This is a genomic window from Kordiimonas aquimaris (genome assembly GCF_025574485.1).
GTDB lineage: Bacteria > Pseudomonadota > Alphaproteobacteria > Sphingomonadales > Kordiimonadaceae > Kordiimonas > Kordiimonas aquimaris.
This window is the reverse complement of record NZ_JAOBPO010000002.1, coordinates 679,543-698,511: the sequence shown is the minus strand read 5'-3', so window position 1 is coordinate 698,511 and position 18,969 is coordinate 679,543. Positions and strand designations below refer to the sequence as shown.

At 46.7% G+C, this 18,969-nt stretch carries 17 protein-coding genes; 14 read left to right on the top strand and 3 right to left on the bottom strand.

The window, feature by feature from the left end:
• Positions 1-56: 56 nt before the first annotated feature.
• Together OEU88_RS09015 and OEU88_RS09010 are read right to left on the bottom strand one after the other, a co-directional pair.
• Entirely contained in the window at positions 57-416 is a 360-nt protein-coding gene (locus tag OEU88_RS09015; RefSeq protein ID WP_262694827.1) for a VOC family protein, read from the bottom strand.
• A 32-nt stretch (positions 417-448) separates the two neighbouring features.
• Complete coding sequence (locus tag OEU88_RS09010; protein WP_262694826.1) at positions 449-1,048, bottom strand: TetR/AcrR family transcriptional regulator; 600 nt, start codon at positions 1,046-1,048, stop codon at positions 449-451.
• A 388-nt stretch (positions 1,049-1,436) separates the two neighbouring features.
• On the opposite strand from OEU88_RS09010, the gene OEU88_RS09005 reads away from it, so the two are divergent.
• The 3 genes from OEU88_RS09005 to OEU88_RS08995 all read left to right on the top strand — a co-directional run bounded on the left by OEU88_RS09005 (position 1,437) and on the right by OEU88_RS08995 (position 4,593).
• Positions 1,437-2,615 carry an alkane 1-monooxygenase gene (locus OEU88_RS09005; protein WP_262694825.1) on the top strand — a complete coding sequence of 393 codons (1,179 nt, stop codon included), beginning with the start codon at positions 1,437-1,439 and terminating at the stop codon, positions 2,613-2,615.
• 66 nt (positions 2,616-2,681) lie between these two features.
• Positions 2,682-3,158, top strand: a complete 477-nt coding sequence (locus tag OEU88_RS09000; RefSeq protein WP_262694824.1) for a DUF2147 domain-containing protein — start codon at positions 2,682-2,684, stop codon at positions 3,156-3,158.
• A 100-nt stretch (positions 3,159-3,258) separates the two neighbouring features.
• A complete protein-coding gene (locus OEU88_RS08995) occupies positions 3,259-4,593 on the top strand; it encodes an amidohydrolase family protein (protein WP_262694823.1) in 1,335 nt (444 codons plus the stop codon).
• On the opposite strand, the gene mnmA is transcribed toward OEU88_RS08995, so the two are convergent.
• A complete protein-coding gene (gene mnmA / locus OEU88_RS08990) occupies positions 4,590-5,741 on the bottom strand; it encodes a tRNA 2-thiouridine(34) synthase MnmA (protein WP_262694822.1) in 1,152 nt (383 codons plus the stop codon). The two genes, OEU88_RS08995 and mnmA, sit on opposite strands and share 4 nt — an antisense overlap.
• Before the next feature lie 271 nt (positions 5,742-6,012).
• Here mnmA and OEU88_RS08985 point away from each other — a divergent pair, with 271 nt between their 5' ends.
• The 11 genes from OEU88_RS08985 (at position 6,013) to flhA (ending at position 18,913) form a co-directional block, all read left to right on the top strand.
• On the top strand, positions 6,013-7,830 hold the full coding sequence (locus OEU88_RS08985) for a flagellar hook-length control protein FliK (protein ID WP_262694821.1): 1,818 nt from the start codon (positions 6,013-6,015) through the stop codon (positions 7,828-7,830).
• A 24-nt stretch (positions 7,831-7,854) separates the two neighbouring features.
• Positions 7,855-8,526, top strand: a complete 672-nt coding sequence (locus tag OEU88_RS08980; RefSeq protein WP_262694820.1) for a flagellar hook assembly protein FlgD — start codon at positions 7,855-7,857, stop codon at positions 8,524-8,526.
• 117 nt (positions 8,527-8,643) lie between these two features.
• Positions 8,644-10,011, top strand: a complete 1,368-nt coding sequence (locus OEU88_RS08975) for a flagellar hook protein FlgE (protein WP_262694819.1) — start codon at positions 8,644-8,646, stop codon at positions 10,009-10,011.
• A gap of 266 nt (positions 10,012-10,277) precedes the next feature.
• Positions 10,278-10,517: a CtrA inhibitor SciP gene (sciP, locus tag OEU88_RS08970; RefSeq protein ID WP_394805248.1), complete on the top strand. Its 240-nt coding sequence runs from the start codon at positions 10,278-10,280 to the stop codon at positions 10,515-10,517.
• Between the two features lie 146 nt (positions 10,518-10,663).
• Positions 10,664-12,367 carry a flagellar basal-body MS-ring/collar protein FliF gene (fliF, locus tag OEU88_RS08965; RefSeq protein WP_262694818.1) on the top strand — a complete coding sequence of 568 codons (1,704 nt, stop codon included), beginning with the start codon at positions 10,664-10,666 and terminating at the stop codon, positions 12,365-12,367.
• 45 nt (positions 12,368-12,412) lie between these two features.
• Positions 12,413-13,423 carry a flagellar motor switch protein FliG gene (gene fliG, locus OEU88_RS08960; protein ID WP_262694817.1) on the top strand — a complete coding sequence of 337 codons (1,011 nt, stop codon included), beginning with the start codon at positions 12,413-12,415 and terminating at the stop codon, positions 13,421-13,423.
• Positions 13,423-14,082, top strand: a complete 660-nt coding sequence (locus tag OEU88_RS08955) for a FliH/SctL family protein (protein WP_262694816.1) — start codon at positions 13,423-13,425, stop codon at positions 14,080-14,082. The genes fliG and OEU88_RS08955 overlap by 1 nt, the downstream gene beginning before the upstream one ends.
• Positions 14,083-14,140: 58 nt before the next feature.
• Complete coding sequence (fliN, locus tag OEU88_RS08950) at positions 14,141-14,491, top strand: flagellar motor switch protein FliN (protein ID WP_262694815.1); 351 nt, start codon at positions 14,141-14,143, stop codon at positions 14,489-14,491.
• Between the two features lie 36 nt (positions 14,492-14,527).
• Entirely contained in the window at positions 14,528-15,295 is a 768-nt protein-coding gene (locus OEU88_RS08945) for a motility protein A (RefSeq protein ID WP_262694814.1), read from the top strand.
• Between the two features lie 36 nt (positions 15,296-15,331).
• Positions 15,332-16,735 (top strand): sigma-54-dependent transcriptional regulator FlbD, encoded by a 1,404-nt coding sequence (gene flbD / locus OEU88_RS08940; RefSeq protein WP_262694813.1) that lies wholly within the window; start codon positions 15,332-15,334, stop codon positions 16,733-16,735.
• A 54-nt stretch (positions 16,736-16,789) separates the two neighbouring features.
• A complete protein-coding gene (gene flhA, locus OEU88_RS08935) occupies positions 16,790-18,913 on the top strand; it encodes a flagellar biosynthesis protein FlhA (RefSeq protein ID WP_262694812.1) in 2,124 nt (707 codons plus the stop codon).
• The last annotated feature ends 56 nt before the right edge of the window (positions 18,914-18,969 follow it).

Genomic DNA, 18,969 nt, shown 5'->3' with positions numbered 1-18,969 from the left:
AAAGGCCTCAGCAACCGCTGGGGCCTTTTTTGAGGAGAAACTAAAGGGTTTAATACTTACTCAGGTTTACCAACCATTATACGGTGCCCATCAATGGTTCTTAGGCCAAATTCGATCATTCCCCATGGTTCCAGACGTAGCTCTTTGGTGAACTTTACGCCTTTCTTATTCAAAGCTTTATAATATTCATCAATTTCATCAACCACGAGATAAGCAAAAAAAGAATGGTCCCCCAATTCATTAGGGGGGATAGCATCTGGACATTCCCCAGCCATAATACATACATTGTCTTTAGTATAAAAAAGCCAGCCTGGATCATCAATTGCGTGTATTTTAAATCCGAGTATGTCTCGATAAAAAGCTGAAGATACTGCCAAATCAGGAACCGCAATAACGAACCGCGACCTTGCAATCATCACCTATCTCCTTCAAATGCGCCCCTTTCTAATCAATTCGACTTACCATATGCCAGCACAACCTCAATCGTGTGTTTGGTGAATCGTTCCAATTTTTCATCAGGTTCGCCGTCCACTTTCATGATTGCCAGTGCCTCACTAGCAGAAAGTAAAATACGCGCATCATCACGACCATCGCGCATCATATTATCCTCTGACGCCCACAGAATTTCACTAATCTTGCTAAGCACCTGGTCCTGAAATGCGAGAAAACGAGTGCGCAGGTCTTTATCAAATCGGGCAGCCCAGCCATGCTGCACTAAAACGTAACTCAGATGCGTATCAACAAGGCTGACAATCCTTGCCGCTAGGCCATGCAGAACATCTGAGGCTGTGCCCTTTCCACCTTCTATTCCATCAAATAACGCTAGATAGAACCGTGCAACTTCCTCAACCACCGCAATCAACAACTCTTCTCTTGTTGGAAAATAAACAAATGTTGCGGCGGTTGAAACGCCTGCACGTTTGGCAATATCAGCATGCTTGGCTTCACCAAAACCGCGTTCAGCGAATAAATCAATAGCGGCCTGCAGCAATTGTTCACGGCGTTCTTCAGGTGATAGTCTTGTGCGTGTTTTTTTCGTTTCTGCCATTCTAAAGCTCTTGCTAATACACTTACCAACCAACGTGATCATAACCCAAGGTCAATATCTAGTGTAAATTCCAACATATCGTTTATGTCGATTATAATAATAAATTAAATCGTTTTGCATAATTTTAGCATAGTTGCTAAATATCTTTTCAAGCGCAGATCACCAAAGAAAACCTCCTCCCCCAAGCATTGGTTTTCCTCCTCCCCCGAATAGGTGATTCGTAAAGCACGCTCCACACTGTGGGGCGTGCTTTTTTAATTCCATAACCATACCAGTCATAATCCTCTGAAATATATAGCGTTATCAGAAAATTAATTCACTATTGACAATTTTATCATTAAAGATAGCCTGTATTGTGAATTAGATTAACTACGCTGAAGGTAGAATCATGTCTCAAGCTGCAACCACACCATATAAAGACCCCAAGAAGTATCTTTGGCCACTCGCAACCATCTTGGTAATATTACCTTTTTTAGGGTTCTGGCTTTACATGGAAACAGGCAATGGATTAGCACTGTGGTTCACGCCTATCTTTTTCTATGTTTTCATTCCTGTCATTGAAATGATGGTGGGCGAAGATACGAGCAACCCACCAAAGGAAGCGATCCCCGCATTACGCGATGACCCATTTTATCGTTGGTCCGCATTTTCGGGGGCACCTCTTGCGTACCTTGTTTGGATTGCAGGCGCGTGGTTTATCTCGTCGCAACCATTTGACTGGAATGTTTACATTGCAACAACAATTACAGTTGGCCTAGTAGGTGCTGGCGCACTGAACACAGGCCATGAAGTTGGCCACAGGCGTGACAAAACTTCCTTGTTGTTCACACGCTTCTTTCTTTGCCTATGCGGCATGGGCCACTTCCGTATTGAGCATAACTTTGGGCACCATGTTCAGGTTGCCACACCTGAAGACAGTGCCACATCAATGATGGGTGAAAGCTTTTATGAGTTTGTGCTGCATGAACTCCCGGGCGGCTTCAAACGTGCATGGTCAATCGAGAGCAAACGTTTGGAACGCAAAGGAAAGTCTGCCTTTTCACTTGAAAACGAAGTCCTGTTAAATAGTCTTATCACAATTGGCCTTTACGCTGGCATAACAGCGATTTTCGGTTTGATAGTCGTTCCATTTCTTCTTATTGCCGCCCTGCTCTCTAACCTGATGCTTTCGAGCGCAAATTACATCGAGCATTATGGTTTAATGCGCAGCAAACGCGCGGACGGAACATATGAACGCGTGCAACCACATCATAGCTGGAATGCAAATCACGTTGTGTCCAATGTATTACTGTTTCATCTACAACGCCATTCTGATCATCACGCACATGCTGAACGACCTTATCAATGCCTTCGCCATTTTGATACATCACCGCAGTTACCTGCAGGATACTTCACCATGTATTTAGCCGCATGGAATCCCCCTATCTGGTTTAAAATTATGGATCCTTTAGTAGCAAAACAGATGAACGGTGATATGTCGAAAGCATACATAAAGCCATCCAAGCGTGATACTATTATGAAACGCTTTCATGCACCTGCTGAGATGGATGCAGTGGCTGCCGAGTAAATTCGCTCTTTCTGTTTCTAGTTGACCATGCAATGGTCACTGCAATCACAACAGAAAGCGAATATAATGATGCGCCACCTCACTTTGTTGCTCTTTGCAGTTTGCACATCAATAACGCTTGCATGGAATGCGAGTGCTAACGATGCTGATGCATATAATGGATTTTTCTGGAATCAGACCAAAGACGCGATTTTTGAAATTCGCCTGACAGAAAACACTGGCTCACCGTCTGTGGAAGGTATCACTCGCTGGAGTGAAAAGCCTGCTATTGATACAAAAAACCCTGACCCGGCACTGAAGGAACGCAGTTTGAAAGGTGTTGTTTTCTTGTGGGGTTTCAAATATGACGCGCGAAAAAATCGCTGGAAAAATGGTAAGGTCTACGATCCAAACAATGGCAAAACCTATGATGCCAAAATGGAACTTGAGGAAAATGGAAATATTCTCAAGATGCGCGGTTATATTGGGATTTCACTGCTTGGGCGCACAGCAAAATTTGAACGCGTAAAACCAGACGATTTCCCAGCCCAGTTCAAACAATAAATAAGTATCACGCGATACAAAGCTGTCGTATTTGCCGGAATTGCTGCGAACGTGGTATGTCTTTCAATGCGTTGCCAAACATAATATCAGGGGAATTTTTGTGTTTCGTTATCTCTCTTGCCTTATCATTGCTCTTTTCACTATCTCGGCTGCAAATGCCGTTGATATCACCGCACTCAAAGGTGGCCGCATAATTGATGGCAATGGCGGTGCACCCATTGTTGACGGCGTCATTTTAATGGACGGCGAACGTATCATTGCGGTTGGCAATGAAGACGATATCAACATTCCAACAGGCACCAAAATAATTGATACTAACGGCATGACCGTGATGCCCGGCTTGATCGACATCCATGTACATTTCGATATCCTCGGCCATAGCGATTATAATCACTGGTTTGGTAAATACGAAAACCGTATGCGATCAGATATCATGCCTGCAGCAGCGAAAGCCATGTTGATGGCAGGTGTAACCAGCGTGCGTGACCTCGGCGCTGATGTTAGCAATATTTTCTGGCTACGCGACCAGGTTAACTCTGGCAAAATCCCTGGGCCTCGCACTTTTATCGCCGGTCCTTTTTTACGTAAGACAGCAACAGCCTTCGTATCTGATGGCTATAAAGACACATGGGTTATTGAGAGCCCTGAAGACGCCCGCGAAAAAGTGCGCAAATTAAAAGAAATGGGCGCAGATGTTATAAAAACACAAGATGAAGCACTGTCTCAGGAAGAGTTAGCCGCGATATATGATGAAGCGCACAAGCAAGGCCTGCGTGTTGCATCACATATTTATGCCGCCGAAGCTATTCGCACCGCCTTGAAAGCTGGCATCGGCGAATACGACACCATCGAACATATCGGCGAATATGAAGCAACTGCTTATGACGACGATATCGTGCAAATGATCCTTGATCAAAAAGTTGCCATGGCAGCCACCATCATTGCCCGAGATGGTTTGCGTCAAATCATAGAAAACCCTGAACTAACAGATGACCCGCGCTGGATACGTGATCTGCCAGCCGACTTGTACGCAGATGTGCGCAAATCATATCGTGAAGTGGACCTGACTGACCACCCGCTATACGATAAGGCAAGCGCTCATCGAGCTGGACGCATGGCAAAGCTGCGTCAACTCAAGGAAGCCGGCGCAATTTTCACCGTTTCGACTGACAGTGGCACACGTGCAAATCCACATCATGACGCGATGTGGAAAGAAATGGTGCTGATGCAAGAAGAAACCGGCATGACCAATATGGAAGTTCTAGTTGCAGCAACAAAAACCAATGCACTGGTCATGCAACAACAAGACAAAATTGGCACACTTGAAGCTGGCAAACTGGCAGATATTATTATTGTAGACGGTGATCCGCTATCGCACCTATCTGACATGCGGCGCGTGAAACATGTTATCAAAGGCGGTGTACTGTTCCGCTAGGCAGCGTCCTCAAGACGTGGATCAGTACTTATTGCACCGCTGATCCAACCGCCACCTAAAACGCGGTCATCATGATAAAACACTGCGGCCTGCCCCGGTGAAACGCCGGTTTCAGGCTCAAGCAATTCTATTCGTGCTGTACCATCATTGCCCGCGAACAGTTTTGCAGACACACCCGGTCGCGTAGAGCGAATTTTTGCCGTTACCAACAAACCGTCATTAGGTACATCTTCACCAATCCAGCTCACTTCCTTAACCAAAATTTCACGAGTAGCCAGTGCCTCTTTCGGGCCAACAATCACACGGCGGCGTGCAGGGTCCAGCTTCAAAACATATAGAGGATCTTCGGTGCCGCCAATGCCTATGCCACGGCGCTGGCCAATAGTATAGCGCACAATGCCCTTGTGTTGACCCAAGACGTTACCGTCTATATCAACGATATCGCCTGGCTCCATAGCGCCGGGACGCAAGCGTTCAATCACGCTTACATAACCGCCTTCTGGCACAAAACATATGTCCTGACTATCCGGCTTGTCCGCAACAATAAGGCCGAAACGCTCTGCGTGCGCACGAGTTTCTTCCTTATCCATACCGCCAAGCGGAAAACGCAAGAAGTCAATTTGTTCCTGCGTACTGGCAAATAAGAAATAACTTTGGTCTTTGCCATTATCTTTACCGCGTAGCAGGTGCGCTTTACCACCTTCACCAACAACACGCTGAACATAATGACCTGTCGCCATACAATCAGCGCCCAGATCTTGCGCTGTCGCGAGCAAGTCTTTGAATTTCACAGTCTGATTACAGCGCACGCAAGGGATCGGTGTTTCACCTTTGATATAGCTATCAGCAAAGTCTTCCATCACTTGCTCTTTGAACCGGCTTTCATAATCCAGTACATAGTGCGGAATACCTAACTCTTCAGCAACACGCCGAGCATCGTGAATGTCTTGTCCTGCGCAGCACGAACCTTTCTTTTGAACAGCAACGCCGTGATCATATAGTTGCAGCGTAATACCAACCACATCGTAACCTTGCTCTTTAAGAAGGCCTGCGGTCACTGAGCTATCTACGCCGCCAGACATAGCAACAACAACCCGCGTATCCGCAGGTTTGCGCTCAAATCCAAGACTGTTCAATACTGTGGTCATATTTTTCCATTGTACACAATTTGGGTACACCAACCGCCATATAAGACTGATAGGGCAAAGAGGCAAGGGATTCCGAGCAATAATGCTCTGTGCAATCTTGCCGGGCAAAATCCGCATTTATTCTGAATATACACGCTACTGCGAAGAACAAGAAACATGAAACCCCAGCTTTTCAGCAGTTTTTGAAAACTGGCCCACCAATTGCTTATATACCGCCAACACGAATGGCGAGCCACAGAAATGGCGAAACTACAGACCATAAGTAAATAAGATGAACGCTGTCGAAAATGTAACTACAAACCTACTCCCCTTGCTTGGCAACACACCAACTGACCTTGCCGGGCTAACAGGTGAAGTATCTGCCACAGATATTCAGGAAGCTCTCAACGGTTTCCCTGAACATATCGCTCAACTTACTTCTGTTCTGCCAGAGACAAGGGGCACTGAACAAACCGCCGCATATGCAGAGTTACAACAAACAGCCAATGCTGGCTTGGCAGCAACACCGACAGATGAAAACTTACTAATTGATCCTACAGTCACAGACGGCAACCCCATTATAGTCCAGTCTCTAAGAGGCGCAGGTGTTTTCTTCCCATCATTCGATGAAGAAGACCCAACTGCAACACCTCTTATTGGAATTATTGGTCTTGAAGATGGTTTGTCAGTAGGATTTACCGCTACCACTCAGGAACTGGGAAGTATAAGCCAAACTGCGCCGCTTGTTGCCAGTTCACCTCAGGAAGCAGCAACTGATACAGTATCAGCAAAGTTTTCTCCACTACCGACCGTTACTGAATTAGCAAACGCGAATAGTCTAACGCAAATTCGAGGTGCCGGACATGTTTTGCCAGTGGCTGAATTAAATAGTGTCCACACCACCGTCCAAAGTTCAGTAAACACAGCAGCGGGTTCTGCCCCCATTACTGAGATATCACCAGCTAATAATACCAATACACCGCAGGTATCGCCTACAAGTGCTTCAACAGGTACTCCAGTAAATGCCACCTTGATACAAACGCCGTCTGCTTCAGATGAGCTAAACTCTTTTGCTAATAACGCCTTTAAGCAAGTTGAAACGCAGCAACTAGGTCGTCAGGCAGCTATACAAGCCTCCTCCGATGGTGCCGCAACAAGAGGCAATGCCGAGAACATCATTGATGAAAATATTGATGCTGACGGGCAAGTGCTTAATGTGCTGCAGAAATCACGGGAAAATGGTTTTCTAGCAAATCAGCGCATACAAAACCAAACAAGTACAAATTCACCCACTAGCACGCAGACAGCCTCTTTGACAGCTGCGAGTGCGGCTCCACAATCTTTTGAATCAGCAACCGCTCGTTCAACACCGATCACTGAAAAACGCGAAACTCTGAATATTTCGACCCCGAGTGATGCAGCCATCAGCACGCGCACGAACATCGACCAGGTAGCACCTGTGCAACGAACATCCGTTGATTGGTCTTCCCCATGGTCTGGCACCTGGACACCTGAACGCGCGGCTGGATTAACCGATGGGCTTGGAACAGACACAATTGCCAGCGGCCTTACAGGCCTTAGAGGTGACGGCACTGGCTTGCTGGGAATGGGTTTAATGGGTGGAAAACCCAACCCCACAATGGGTGGGCACATTGCTAAACAATTGAATGTGAATGTGACGCGTGCCGTTAAAGCAGGCGAAAATGAATTCGCCATGCGCATGGATCCACCTGAGCTTGGTAAAGTTACTGTTAAATTAAAGTTCGGCGCTGATGGCATGGTGAGAGCCAACGTGTTTGTAGAACGCCCGGAGACGCTTGAATTATTACAACGCGAAGCACGCGGACTTGAACGGGCAATTGAAGCTGGCGGCAGCAAAACCGAAGATGATGGTATTACCTTCTCTCTCGATAGCGGCGGCGAAGAAAGTGCCGGGAAAGCTTTTGCTGAGGCCATGCAGGAAGATCGTCTAAAAGACGCCCTGAAAGAGAATAGCAGCACAGATAGCACTATTGATGACCGTAATCCGGAAGACTTGACCGAAACCGTCGACCTTGAAGAAATACTAGCGCATGTAACGCCTGAAACAGGGCTGGACGTTCGCGTTTAACAAGTTGAAAGTTAGAGAAACAAAATGATTGACCTCTTTAATGTAACATCAGCGGCAAACACAGGCCAAACAGCTGCAACAGGCTCTGCTGCAGCACTTGCCGAAGATTTCGATGACTTTCTGACGTTGTTGACAACTCAGCTGCAAAATCAAGATCCGTTGGATCCGCTGGATAGCAACGAATTTACACAACAACTGGTTTCATTCTCAGGAGTGGAGCAGCAGATTCAAACGAACCAAAACCTGGAAAACCTGGCAGGGCTGATTTCAAACGACAACTTGGCTACAGCGGCTAATTATCTTGGTACTGATGCCCTTATTGCAAATACACGCGGTGATCACGACGGCCAAAGCGGTATTCAATGGCAATACCAAAATCGTTTAGATACGGATGACCTTACACTAAACGTGTTGAACGAAGCTGGGTCTCTCATATATTCCGAAACAGGTGATGCAAGCTTTGGCTTACATGAATTTAACTGGACTGGTGTAGATGCAGCAGGCAATCCAGTTGAACCAGGTACATACGAATTACAAATAGCAGCGACAAATGAAGACGGTAACACCGTTGAACCAGCGATCGCTGTAGTGGAAACCATCACATCCATTGATACAGTTAGTGGTGTTCCACGCTTTAATGTGGGACCAAATCAAGTCACACAATCTGAACTTTTACAGTTGATTTACGGAGAGTAACTCACTGATAAAGCTGGCTCGAAGTAACCAGCTATCATTTGGCGACACCATTGCCAAGTGTGAACGAGCAGAAAGCCTTAGCTAAGTGAAAACGCAAAGAGTATTAGGAGAAGTAAAATGGCATTCACTGCTCTGGCAGCAGGTGTATCGGGCCTCCAAGCCTTCACTGAAGGCGTTGGCGTAATTGCCGATAACATCACAAACGTAAACACAATCGGGTATAAAGAAACCCGATCACGGTTTTCCACACTTGTGACGGAAAACTCATCATTGGCCACATACTCACCAGGTGGTGTCCGAGCGTTCTCTGAAACGCTGGTTTCCAACCAGGGTTTGTTGCAACCATCAAGCTCTGCAACTGACCTATCTGTGGATGGTGCTGGTTTCTTTGTTGTACGTGACGGAACAAGCGCTACGGATACAGAAGGCGAAGTGCTTTATACACGCGCTGGCGCATTCAGTCAGGATGCTGAAGGTTTCTTCCAAAACACCGCTGGACATTACCTCCTCGGCTGGCCTCTAGATGACAATGGCAACATTCCATCTAACCAGAATGACCTAACGGAACTAGAACCAATTAACATTAATGCACTGAATGGTTTTGGTGATTCAACATCGTCTGTTTCATTACGCGCAAACTTGCAATCCAGCACACCAGTAACCGCGGGTTATACCTTGGGTGACCTTTCTGCAGGAACAACGAGTGCCGATTTTGAAACAAACCTGCAAGTTTTCGATAGCCAAGGCGGATCACATACTGTGGTATTGTCTGCTCTCAAAACAGGCACAAATCAGTGGAACTACGAGCTAACGTTTGATGACCCCACCGAATTGGATACTGCTGTTCAAGGTGCAAACGGCCTTATAGGTACAGGCACATTAGCATTCAATACTGACGGATCTATTGATCTTGCTAACAGCACACTCAGCAATGTAACTGGCGGTGGCCCGGGTGGTACAGCGGTAACCTTACCTGATGGCGCACTTACCTTCGATTACAACGCGACAGGTGCTGCAGCTGTTGACCCAGGTGCTATCGTTTTTAACTTTGGTACAGACGGTCAAGCAAATGGCTTCTCGCAATTTGACAGTATCTCCACCTTGATTTCATCAAGTGCTGATGGTGCATCTTTTGACAATGTTAACGGTGTATCAATTGGTGAAGACGGAACAGTATCAGCCTTATTTGATAACGGGCTAACACTTGATGTATTTCAGCTACCTGTTGCAATATTCCAAAACCCGAATGGCTTAACCCGTCAGCAAGGAAACGCTTTTGGCATCTCTGACCTTTCAGGTGACTTTGCGCTCCAGCAAGCTGGTTTCGGTGGTGCCGGGTCTATTGCGCCTAATTCACTTGAACAATCAACTGTCGACTTGGCAAATGAGTTCTCTGAGTTGATCCGGGTACAGCGAGCATTTTCAGCATCTACAAGAATTATCACGACCTCTGATGAAATTCTTGAGGAACTAACCCGACTTTAATGTCTAACACTTCTCTTTGCTTGTTTGCGAGCGGCCAAATGGTCGCTCGCATTCGCTGGTTGCGACGTTAAAATCGAGCAATGATTAACAAAACGTATCCAATTGCATAGAATTTAATACATCCATTAGACCTTTTTTAAATGGCCTCACGTTATGGTCATGCCATCACATAAATTGGCAAACTTGTTAAGGCGATATCAGTAAAAATGGCAGCAAATCTAAAATCAGGTAAAAAAGAAACTTCACTTAAATTGGTAAAGTCAGGTATGGAGCTACCTCCTAGTAATACCAAACGATGGGTTGCCCGCCGAAAAGCTCAAGTGGTTTACGCAGTTCAGGCTGGCGAAATAACTTTAGCAGATGCATGTGAACGTTATTCTTTGTCGGTCGAAGAGTTTTTAAGCTGGCAGCGAGCTATCGAGTCAAGTGGTCTCGCTGGTTTAAGAACAACACGCCTGAAAGACTATCGTAACAACGATGAGTCTCTTATCACTCAATCCGCCTAAACACGGATATTTGAGCACTTTTTATAACACACATGAACATTAATAGGCAAAAGTTGCCTAGATTTAACTTTCTGTTTACCTTGTTGTCTTAATCCTCAGTTGTGGGCTGCTCATAAGAGCACGAAATTAGCCATAGCTGGGACAAAATGGACGGTTTATTACAATTTATTCGTAATCTGGGAACGGGCCGCTTACTGCTGATATCTCTTGTTGGTGTCGGAACGTTAGCTTTCTTCTTTACAGTTATTGGAGGCATACAAAATGCACCAATGACTCCTTTATATACTGATCTTGATCCAGCTGATGCAGCCTCGATTGCACAGCGTCTGGAAAATGATGGCATTCCTTATGAGACAGCCGCCGGCGGCCGCATCGTACGTGTGCCGCAGGATCAGGTCGACCGACTGCGCCTTTTACTGGCCGGCGACGGATTATCAGGCGGTGTTATTGGCAAAGAAATTTTCGATCAGGAGTCCAGCTTTGGTCGTACAAGCTTTGAGCTGAATGTAAATTATGTACGTGCCGTTGAAGGCGAACTTTCTCGCACAATTAAATTCATTCGGTCCGTATCAGAAGCACGCGTTCATATCGTAATGCCTGAAAGACGCCCATTCCAACGGGAAGAAAGTCAACCATCTGCCTCGATTTTACTTAAAACAAGCGGTGCTCTGGGACAAGGTCAAGCTATAGCTATCCAGTCGCTTGTGGCGTCTGCTGTACCAGGCTTATCACCTGATCGTGTCACTATCTCTGATACAAATGGCCGTTTGCTCATTGATGGTGCCGCGGAAGGTGACTTCTCAAGCCTATCAAGCCTTGAGGACGCTCGTCTTGCCAAAGAGCGTCAATACCGTGAAAAAATTGAACAATTACTGGCTCGCCGTGTCGGCGATGGCAGAGTACGCGCTGAAGTTTCGATTGATATGGATATGAATCGTACCACGACCAGCCAAACAACATATGACCCAGATGGCCAAGTGATCTTGTCGTCAAACCTGCGCGAAGAAAACTCCAGCGAAGCCAATGAAAATGGTGGCCAGGTAACTATTGGAAACAATTTACCTGATGCTGCAGGCAACCTAAATAATAATAACAACACCAGCAACACCACAGAAGAAACTACAAACTTTGAAAACTCCAAAGTTGAAACAGTAACAGTTAAAGAACCCGGCGATGTGACACAAATCCGTATTTCTGTACTGGTTGACGGTATCAGAACACTAGATGCTACCGGTGTAACTACCGCTTACCAAGACCGCGCAGCCGACGAAATTGAACAGTTACGTGCATTAGTCGAATCTGCTGTGCCTTTTGATGCAGCACGAAACGACAGTATCGTTGTACAAAGTCTTCGCTTTGTAGACCCTGTACCTTTCGGTGAATCCCAAGCCGGCTTCAGTCTGTTCGGTCTGAATAAACAAGACCTTATTGATGTATTGACAACTGGCGGTACTTTCGTCGCAATCATTCTTGTTTTGCTACTCGTGGTACGCCCTCTTGTGGTTCGTTTGATTGAGGCTATTCCAGATGCACCGCCACCAGTTGATCCAACGGCACAAATTGAAAACAACGCTGCTGCTGCACCAGCAATTGCAGGGCCTGTGCAAGTCACTCCGGAAATACTAGCCGCAGCCGCAGGCGGTGATGCAAATGCTGCAGCGCTGGTTGTTGCGGCAAAAGAAGCCGGAACATTCAATCCTAACCAGATGCAAACAGACACACGTATTGATGTTGCGCAAGTTGAAGGACGGGTTCAGGAATCGGCTCTTAAAAAAGTTGCTGACATCATCAAGTCAAACCCTGACGAGTCAGTCTCTATCGTGAGACAATGGCTCTATGCCGAACAATAGAACCGTTGAAATCAGTAAAAATGATAAGCGTTAAGAGGTCATACAGTGGCAATTGAAGCAGGAAAATTATCAGGTTCCGAAAAAGCGGCAGCGTTTATGCTAGCAATCGGCGAAGATTATGGCCGTGGCATCTGGGAAAAACTAACAGACGACGAGGTCAAGGAACTGTCACAGCATATGTCAACGCTTGGTGCACTTAATGCCAATGACGTTGAGAATGTCTTTGTCGAATTTGCCTCTCAGGTTTCAACTGTTGGAAGCCTTAACGGGTCATTTGAAAATACCGAGCGTTTACTCGGTAAAATGCTTCCTGGCGATCGTGTTCAGCAGATCATGGATGAAATTCGCGGACCCGCAGGCCGTACGATGTGGGACAAACTTGGCAACGTAAATGAAATGGTGCTGGCCAGTTACCTGAAGAATGAATACCCGCAAACAGTGGCTGTAGTATTGCAGAAAATCAAAGCTGAACACGCTGCGCGCGTATTATCAGTATTGCCTGAAGATTTCTCTATGGAAGTGATCATGCGCATGCTTCGCATGGAGTCGGTGCAGAAAGACATTCTTGATAAAGTGGAGCAAACACTCCGCGTTGAATTTATGAACAATCTGGCACGTACGAGCCGCCGTGACAGTCATGAAACAATCGCAGAGATATTCAACTTCCTTGATCGCAGCGCAGAATCTCGCTTTCTAGCAGCATTAGAAGACCGCAACCGCGATTCAGCAGAACGCATTCGCGCACTGATGTTTACATTTGAAGATCTTGCCAACCTTGACCCAAGCGGTGTTCAGACGCTGCTGCGTAACGTTGATAAAGACAAACTTGCGCTCGCCATGAAAGGCGCATCCGACACATTGCGCGATCTGTTCTTCTCTAACATGTCTGAGCGCGCAGCAAAAATCCTTCGCGAAGATATGGAGGCCATGGGTCCAGTACGCTTGCGTGATGTAGATGATGCTCAAATGGAAATGGTTAACAAAGCCAAAGACCTAGCAGAAGCAGGCGAAATCTTGCTCTCTGATAACAAAGGTGAGGACGAGTTGATCTACTGATGGCAAATCCCGTTAAATATACATTCGATCAAGCTTTCGATGGCGGCGCAAAAAGCCGCTATGACATAGAGATTGACCAGCTTAAAGCCGACGCAGAGCAGCAAAGCCAGGAAGCCTATGCCAAAGGCATAGAAGACGGTCGCACGCAAACCTTAAGTGAAATTGAAGCAGAGACACAGAAAGTACTGCAGCAACTTGTCGAGGCTACTGGGTCTTTGTTCGATCAGCACCAAAAACTCGAAGCCAATTTGAAACAGGACATGGTGCATCTTGCATATGGTATCGCATCCAAATTGTCCTCAGCATTGATACGCACAAAACCAACCGCAGAAGTTCAGGCGTTGATTGAGGATTGTCTGGCAACTGCAGCACGGGAGCCAAGACTTGTCGTGCGGGTTAACGAGGGCATAACTGACGAAATCGCGGCTAGGCTTGATGAGATGAAAAATGCAACGAGCTTTGCTGGTGAGATTGTCTTACTTGGCGAACCAACTCTCGGCTCGATGGATTGCAGGGTCGAATGGCCTGATGGTGGCTCGGAACGCAAGCAAGACATTGTCCAGCATCAGATTGAAGACGCTGTACAGCGATTTGTTATTGCCGGTCTAAGCGATGAAACTGCAAACGCAGCAACTGAAGAACAATTACAAAGCAACTAATTAAAAGGATGTACGGCACATACAGCCGGCATTTGGGAAAGAAACGATAGGTAAGATTATGGCAGAAGAAGGCGAAACCACAGAAGGTGTAGGTCTATCGGAATTGTCCAGCGATGCATCGCGGAATCCAGACCTTGCGCCCAAGGAAGATGGCCAAATTCGCACGTCGCAGGAACTAGAGCCTGTGTTTGACGTTCCTGTGCGTGTTCAGGCTGTGCTCGGCAAATCTACACTAGAAGTAAGTCAGCTTCTTAAAATTGCCCCTGGTGCAGTTATTGAACTGGATCGGAAGGTTGGGGAAGCAATTGATATATATGTAAATAATCGACTTGTTGCACGCGGCGAAGTTGTTCTTGTTGAAGACCACCTCGGCGTAACGATGACAGAAATCATCAAAATTGATGGTTAATCCGACAAACTGCCGCACAAGGGGGGCATACTGGATATGAGTACAGTGTTTGGCATGTTGGCTGCTTTTTTACTTGTGTTTGCCGCAATTCTGCTTGGTGGCTCCCCTGTTGCATATATCAACCTACAGGGTGGACTAATTGTTGTTTTAGGCACTTTTGCGGTTACCGCTATCAGCTTTCGCCTACAAGAAATGATTTCGCTACCCGGCAACATATGGAACCTTTTACGTCACGGACAACGTGACCCAAATGAAGAAGCCATAAAAGTGCTGAAAATTGCCGTCGAAGCACGCAAACACAACGATATCTTGATGTTGGAACGCCTATTACCGCGCCTGAAAGACACACCTTTTCTGATGCAGGCTATGCAACTAGTTGTTGACGGAACGCAGGCTGATGAGATCGAACAGATTATGCGCCGTGAAGCAAGTACAGCAAGTTCTCGCCATATGCGTGCCGTTGATTTCCTTCGCCGTGCAGGTGATGTCGCGCCAGCGATGGGATTGATTGGAACGCTCATCGGATTGGTACGTATGCTGGGTAATTTAGACAACCCAGCGGAAATTGGCCCCTCTATGGCTGTTGCGCTTCTTACAACTTTATACGGTGCCATATTAGCACATCTGGTTTTTATCCCGCTTGCAGCGAAAACGGAACACTGCACGGAGGAAGAAGGCCTTGTTAATAACTTATATGCCATGGGGGCAACATCAATACGGCGCAAGGAAAACCCTCGTCGTCTGGAAATGCTTTTGAATACCATCCTACCACCAGCCAAGCGTGTGACATTCTTTAAGTCATAACGCACCTGAAACAGTAGGGTAAAACGGAGAAGATCGATGCGATTGCTAATCGTTGGAACATTAAATGGGCAGCTGGGTGCTGCTAGTAAAATCGCGATGGACCGCGGTGCACAGGTTACACACGCACCAGACGCTGATATGGCTCTCGCCATTCTGCGCAATCGCGGCGCTGATCTGCTAATGATTGAAATATCGTTGGATATACCTAGCATCATCCCAAAGTTACGCGCTGAACATTTCTCTATACCAGTTGTTGCATGTGGGATTGGCACAGACCCACAAACCGCTGCTGCAGCGATTAGAGGCGGCGCAAAAGAATATATCCCGCTGCCACCGGATGCTGAACTGATTGCCGCAGTTCTTGAAGCCGTGACCGAGGATAGTCAGTCGTTCATATACCGTGATGCTGTCATGAAAGAAGTTGCGGCACTTGCTGAACGTATCGCGCCGTCTGAGGCAAGTGTATTGATTACCGGCGAATCTGGAACTGGTAAAGAAGTAATGGCACGTTTTGTTCACCAAAAAAGCCATCGCACCAACAAACCTTTTGTCGCCGTCAACTGTGCCGCCATTCCTGAAAACCTATTGGAATCAGAGCTTTTCGGTCATGAAAAAGGCGCCTTCACAGGTGCAGTCGCACGCCGTATTGGTAAATTTGAAGAGGCCGACGGTGGTACATTACTCTTGGACGAAATTTCAGAAATGGACGTTCGGTTACAAGCGAAACTTCTCCGCGCCATTCAAGAACGCCAAATCGATCGTGTTGGTGGTTCCAAACCTGTTAATGTGGACATACGGATCATCGCCACATCAAACCGTAATTTGCAAGATGCTGTTAAAGACGGCGACTTCCGTGAAGATTTATTTTTCCGTTTGAACGTATTTAATCTGCGCGTGCCACCGCTGCGTGAACGCCCTGAAGACATTGCAGCACTTGCAGCTCATTTCGCTGAAAAATATACTGAAGTTAATCAGGTTGAAAAGCGCCCTATTTCCGCAGACGCTATGAATGTGCTGAAGGCACACGCGTGGCCTGGCAATGTGCGCGAGCTAGAAAATGCTATGCATCGCAGTGTGTTGTTGGCCAATGGACCAGACATCAGCACGTCTGCAATTATGCTTCCAGATGCTAGTGGCAATTTAACCATGCCGTCTTCCCTCAGTGAAAGTACAGCAGGTTCCTCAACTGTATCCAGTACAGATGCAACTGATCCTCACAGCAGTGAGGATGCTGCAGTGAAGATGGTTGGTAAAACCGTTGCGGAAGTAGAGCGTGAGTTAATCATCGACACTCTAAAGCACTGCTTAGGCAATCGTACACATGCCGCAAATATCCTTGGCATTTCAATTCGCACACTACGCAATAAATTGAACCAATATAATGCTGACGGTGTGCCTGTACCTCAACCAGGTGATACCGGACAACGTGCCCCACTTTAATTGATTGCGCATAAACTAATCATCGGTATGACCGGTGAGTAATGGATAAAATGCATGAGTGACACGGCAGCAGAAAATAGCCAAGAAGGCGGTAAAGGTGGCGGAGACTTTAATCTCAGTCACATGCTTAGCGCACTAAAAAGCACAGACGTTGGCTTTGCTTTCGGAATGGTAACCATTCTGATGATGCTAATCGTGCCAATGCCCGGTTGGCTTTTGGACGTTATGTTGGCTGCCAGTATCAGTTTTTCTGTCATGGTTCTGATGACAACTATCTTCATTCATAAACCGCTCGAGTTTAACAGTTTCCCGACCATATTGTTGATTGCCACAATGCTGCGTCTATCGCTTAATCTGGCATCGACACGCCTTATTTTGTCGGAAGGCCACACTGGCACCAATGCTGCTGGTGCTGTTATTGAAGCTTTTGGGCAGTTTCTGATGGGCGGCGAAGTTGTTATTGGCATAATCGTATTTTCCATACTGGTTATCGTGAACTTCATCGTTATTACCAAAGGCTCTGGGCGTATTGCCGAAGTTGCCGCTCGCTTCAGCCTGGACGCAATGCCTGGCAAGCAAATGGCAATTGATGCTGATCTTTCGTCAGGCATAATTGAAGAAAAAGAGGCAGTTGCACGTCGTAAAGAATTAGAAGACGAAAGCACTTTCTTTGGTTCAATGGATGGTGCAGCAAAATTCGTGAGAGGCGATGCTATCGCCGGATTACTGATTACAATTATCAATATTGTTGGCGGCATTATCATCGGCGTTGTTATCAATGATATGTCATTCGCCGAGGCCGGCAGCCGCTATACAATCTTAACCGTTGGTGACGGGTTGGTGTCTCAAATTCCAGCGTTAATTGTATCTACCGCCGCAGGTATGCTTGTTACCAAAGCAGGTGTTAGCGGTCAGGTTGATAAAGCTTTATTTGGTCAAATGAGCGCTGCACCGCGTGCACTAGGCGTTTCCAGTGCGCTGTTAATTTCAATGGGCTTAATGCCGGGCTTGCCTTTCTTGCCGTTTGCCTTGATGGGCGGTGCGCTCGCTTTCGGTGCCTACACAGCCACTAACAGAAAAGAACAAGACAAACGTGACATTGAAACAGCCGATGCTGCCGCAATAGAAACAGCAAAACCAACCGAGGAACCTATTTCAGCAGCACTCGCTATTGATCAATTGCGCCTCGAGCTTGGTTATGGATTGCTAACCCTCATCAATGACGACAGTGGTTTCCGCTTAACAGACCAGATCAAAGCATTGCGGCGTCAGATTGCAAGCGAGGTTGGGTTCGTTATGCCATCGGTTCGCATTTTGGATAATATGCAATTACCCGCAAACACTTATGTGTTGCGCGTGAAAGAAACCGAAGTGGGCCGCGGTGATATTCGCCCGGGAATGCTGTTGATAATGGACCCGGAAGGTCAACCGGTGCAAATTGCTGGTGAAGCCACTACAGAACCAGCATTTGGTTTGCCTGCAACATGGGTTGACGATTCAGCACGTGAAGAAGCCAGCTTCCGCGGGTACACTGTAGTTGATGCGCCGACCGTAATCACAACACACCTTACAGAAGTGATTAAAAGCAATATGGCTGATCTGCTGTCATACGCAGAAACGCAAAAACTTATTGAAGACCTGCCGGGCGAACATCAGAAACTTGTTACAGATATTGTGCCCAGCCAGATTACCACGTCTGGCATTCAGCGTGTCTTGCAAACATTGCTCATAGAGCGTGTCTCAATCCGTGATTTTGCAACTATTCTTGAAGGTATAGCCGAAGCCACTGGCTTCACTCAAAATGTAGTTAATATTGCTGAACATGTGCGCACTCGCCTGGGGAGGCAATTATGTGCCGCTTACGCAAACGCTGACGGACTTGTCCCGCTTGTTACTCTTTCCTCGGAATGGGAACAGGCTTTCGCTGAGAGCCTTGTTGGACAAGGTGAGGATAAGCAACTTGCAATGGCCCCGACCCAGTTACAGGAATTCATTAATGCCGTGCGATTGATTTATGATCAACAGGCCGAACGCGGCGAAGCCCCCGTGATGCTAACAAGCCCACTGGTTCGCCCATATGTGCGCTCCATTATAGAACGCTTCAGGCCAGCAACTGTTGTTATGAGTCAAAACGAGATTCACCCACAAGCTAAAATCCGAACACTTGGGCAGATTTAGAGCAAATTTAGCGCGGTACATATAACGCCGCACTGTTAATTATTCGGGCAATAGCC

Excerpts from the sequence above, each read along its gene's own strand:
- OEU88_RS08955 (WP_262694816.1), top strand. The coding sequence starts at position 13,423 with ATGGCAAATCCCGTTAAATATACATTCGATCAAGCTTTCGATGGCGGC.
- fliN (WP_262694815.1), top strand. The coding sequence starts at position 14,141 with ATGGCAGAAGAAGGCGAAACCACAGAAGGTGTAGGTCTATCGGAATTG.
- flbD (WP_262694813.1), top strand. The coding sequence starts at position 15,332 with ATGCGATTGCTAATCGTTGGAACATTAAATGGGCAGCTGGGTGCTGCT.
- OEU88_RS08980 (WP_262694820.1), top strand. The coding sequence starts at position 7,855 with ATGATTGACCTCTTTAATGTAACATCAGCGGCAAACACAGGCCAAACA.
- OEU88_RS08975 (WP_262694819.1), top strand. The coding sequence starts at position 8,644 with ATGGCATTCACTGCTCTGGCAGCAGGTGTATCGGGCCTCCAAGCCTTC.
- OEU88_RS08945 (WP_262694814.1), top strand. The coding sequence starts at position 14,528 with ATGAGTACAGTGTTTGGCATGTTGGCTGCTTTTTTACTTGTGTTTGCC.
- OEU88_RS09000 (WP_262694824.1), top strand. The coding sequence starts at position 2,682 with ATGATGCGCCACCTCACTTTGTTGCTCTTTGCAGTTTGCACATCAATA.
- flhA (WP_262694812.1), top strand. The coding sequence starts at position 16,790 with ATGAGTGACACGGCAGCAGAAAATAGCCAAGAAGGCGGTAAAGGTGGC.
- sciP (WP_394805248.1), top strand. The coding sequence starts at position 10,278 with ATGGAGCTACCTCCTAGTAATACCAAACGATGGGTTGCCCGCCGAAAA.
- OEU88_RS09005 (WP_262694825.1), top strand. The coding sequence starts at position 1,437 with ATGTCTCAAGCTGCAACCACACCATATAAAGACCCCAAGAAGTATCTT.
- mnmA (WP_262694822.1), bottom strand. The coding sequence starts at position 5,741 with ATGACCACAGTATTGAACAGTCTTGGATTTGAGCGCAAACCTGCGGAT.
- fliF (WP_262694818.1), top strand. The coding sequence starts at position 10,664 with ATGGACGGTTTATTACAATTTATTCGTAATCTGGGAACGGGCCGCTTA.
- OEU88_RS09010 (WP_262694826.1), bottom strand. The coding sequence starts at position 1,048 with ATGGCAGAAACGAAAAAAACACGCACAAGACTATCACCTGAAGAACGC.
- OEU88_RS08985 (WP_262694821.1), top strand. The coding sequence starts at position 6,013 with ATGAACGCTGTCGAAAATGTAACTACAAACCTACTCCCCTTGCTTGGC.
- OEU88_RS09015 (WP_262694827.1), bottom strand. The coding sequence starts at position 416 with ATGATTGCAAGGTCGCGGTTCGTTATTGCGGTTCCTGATTTGGCAGTA.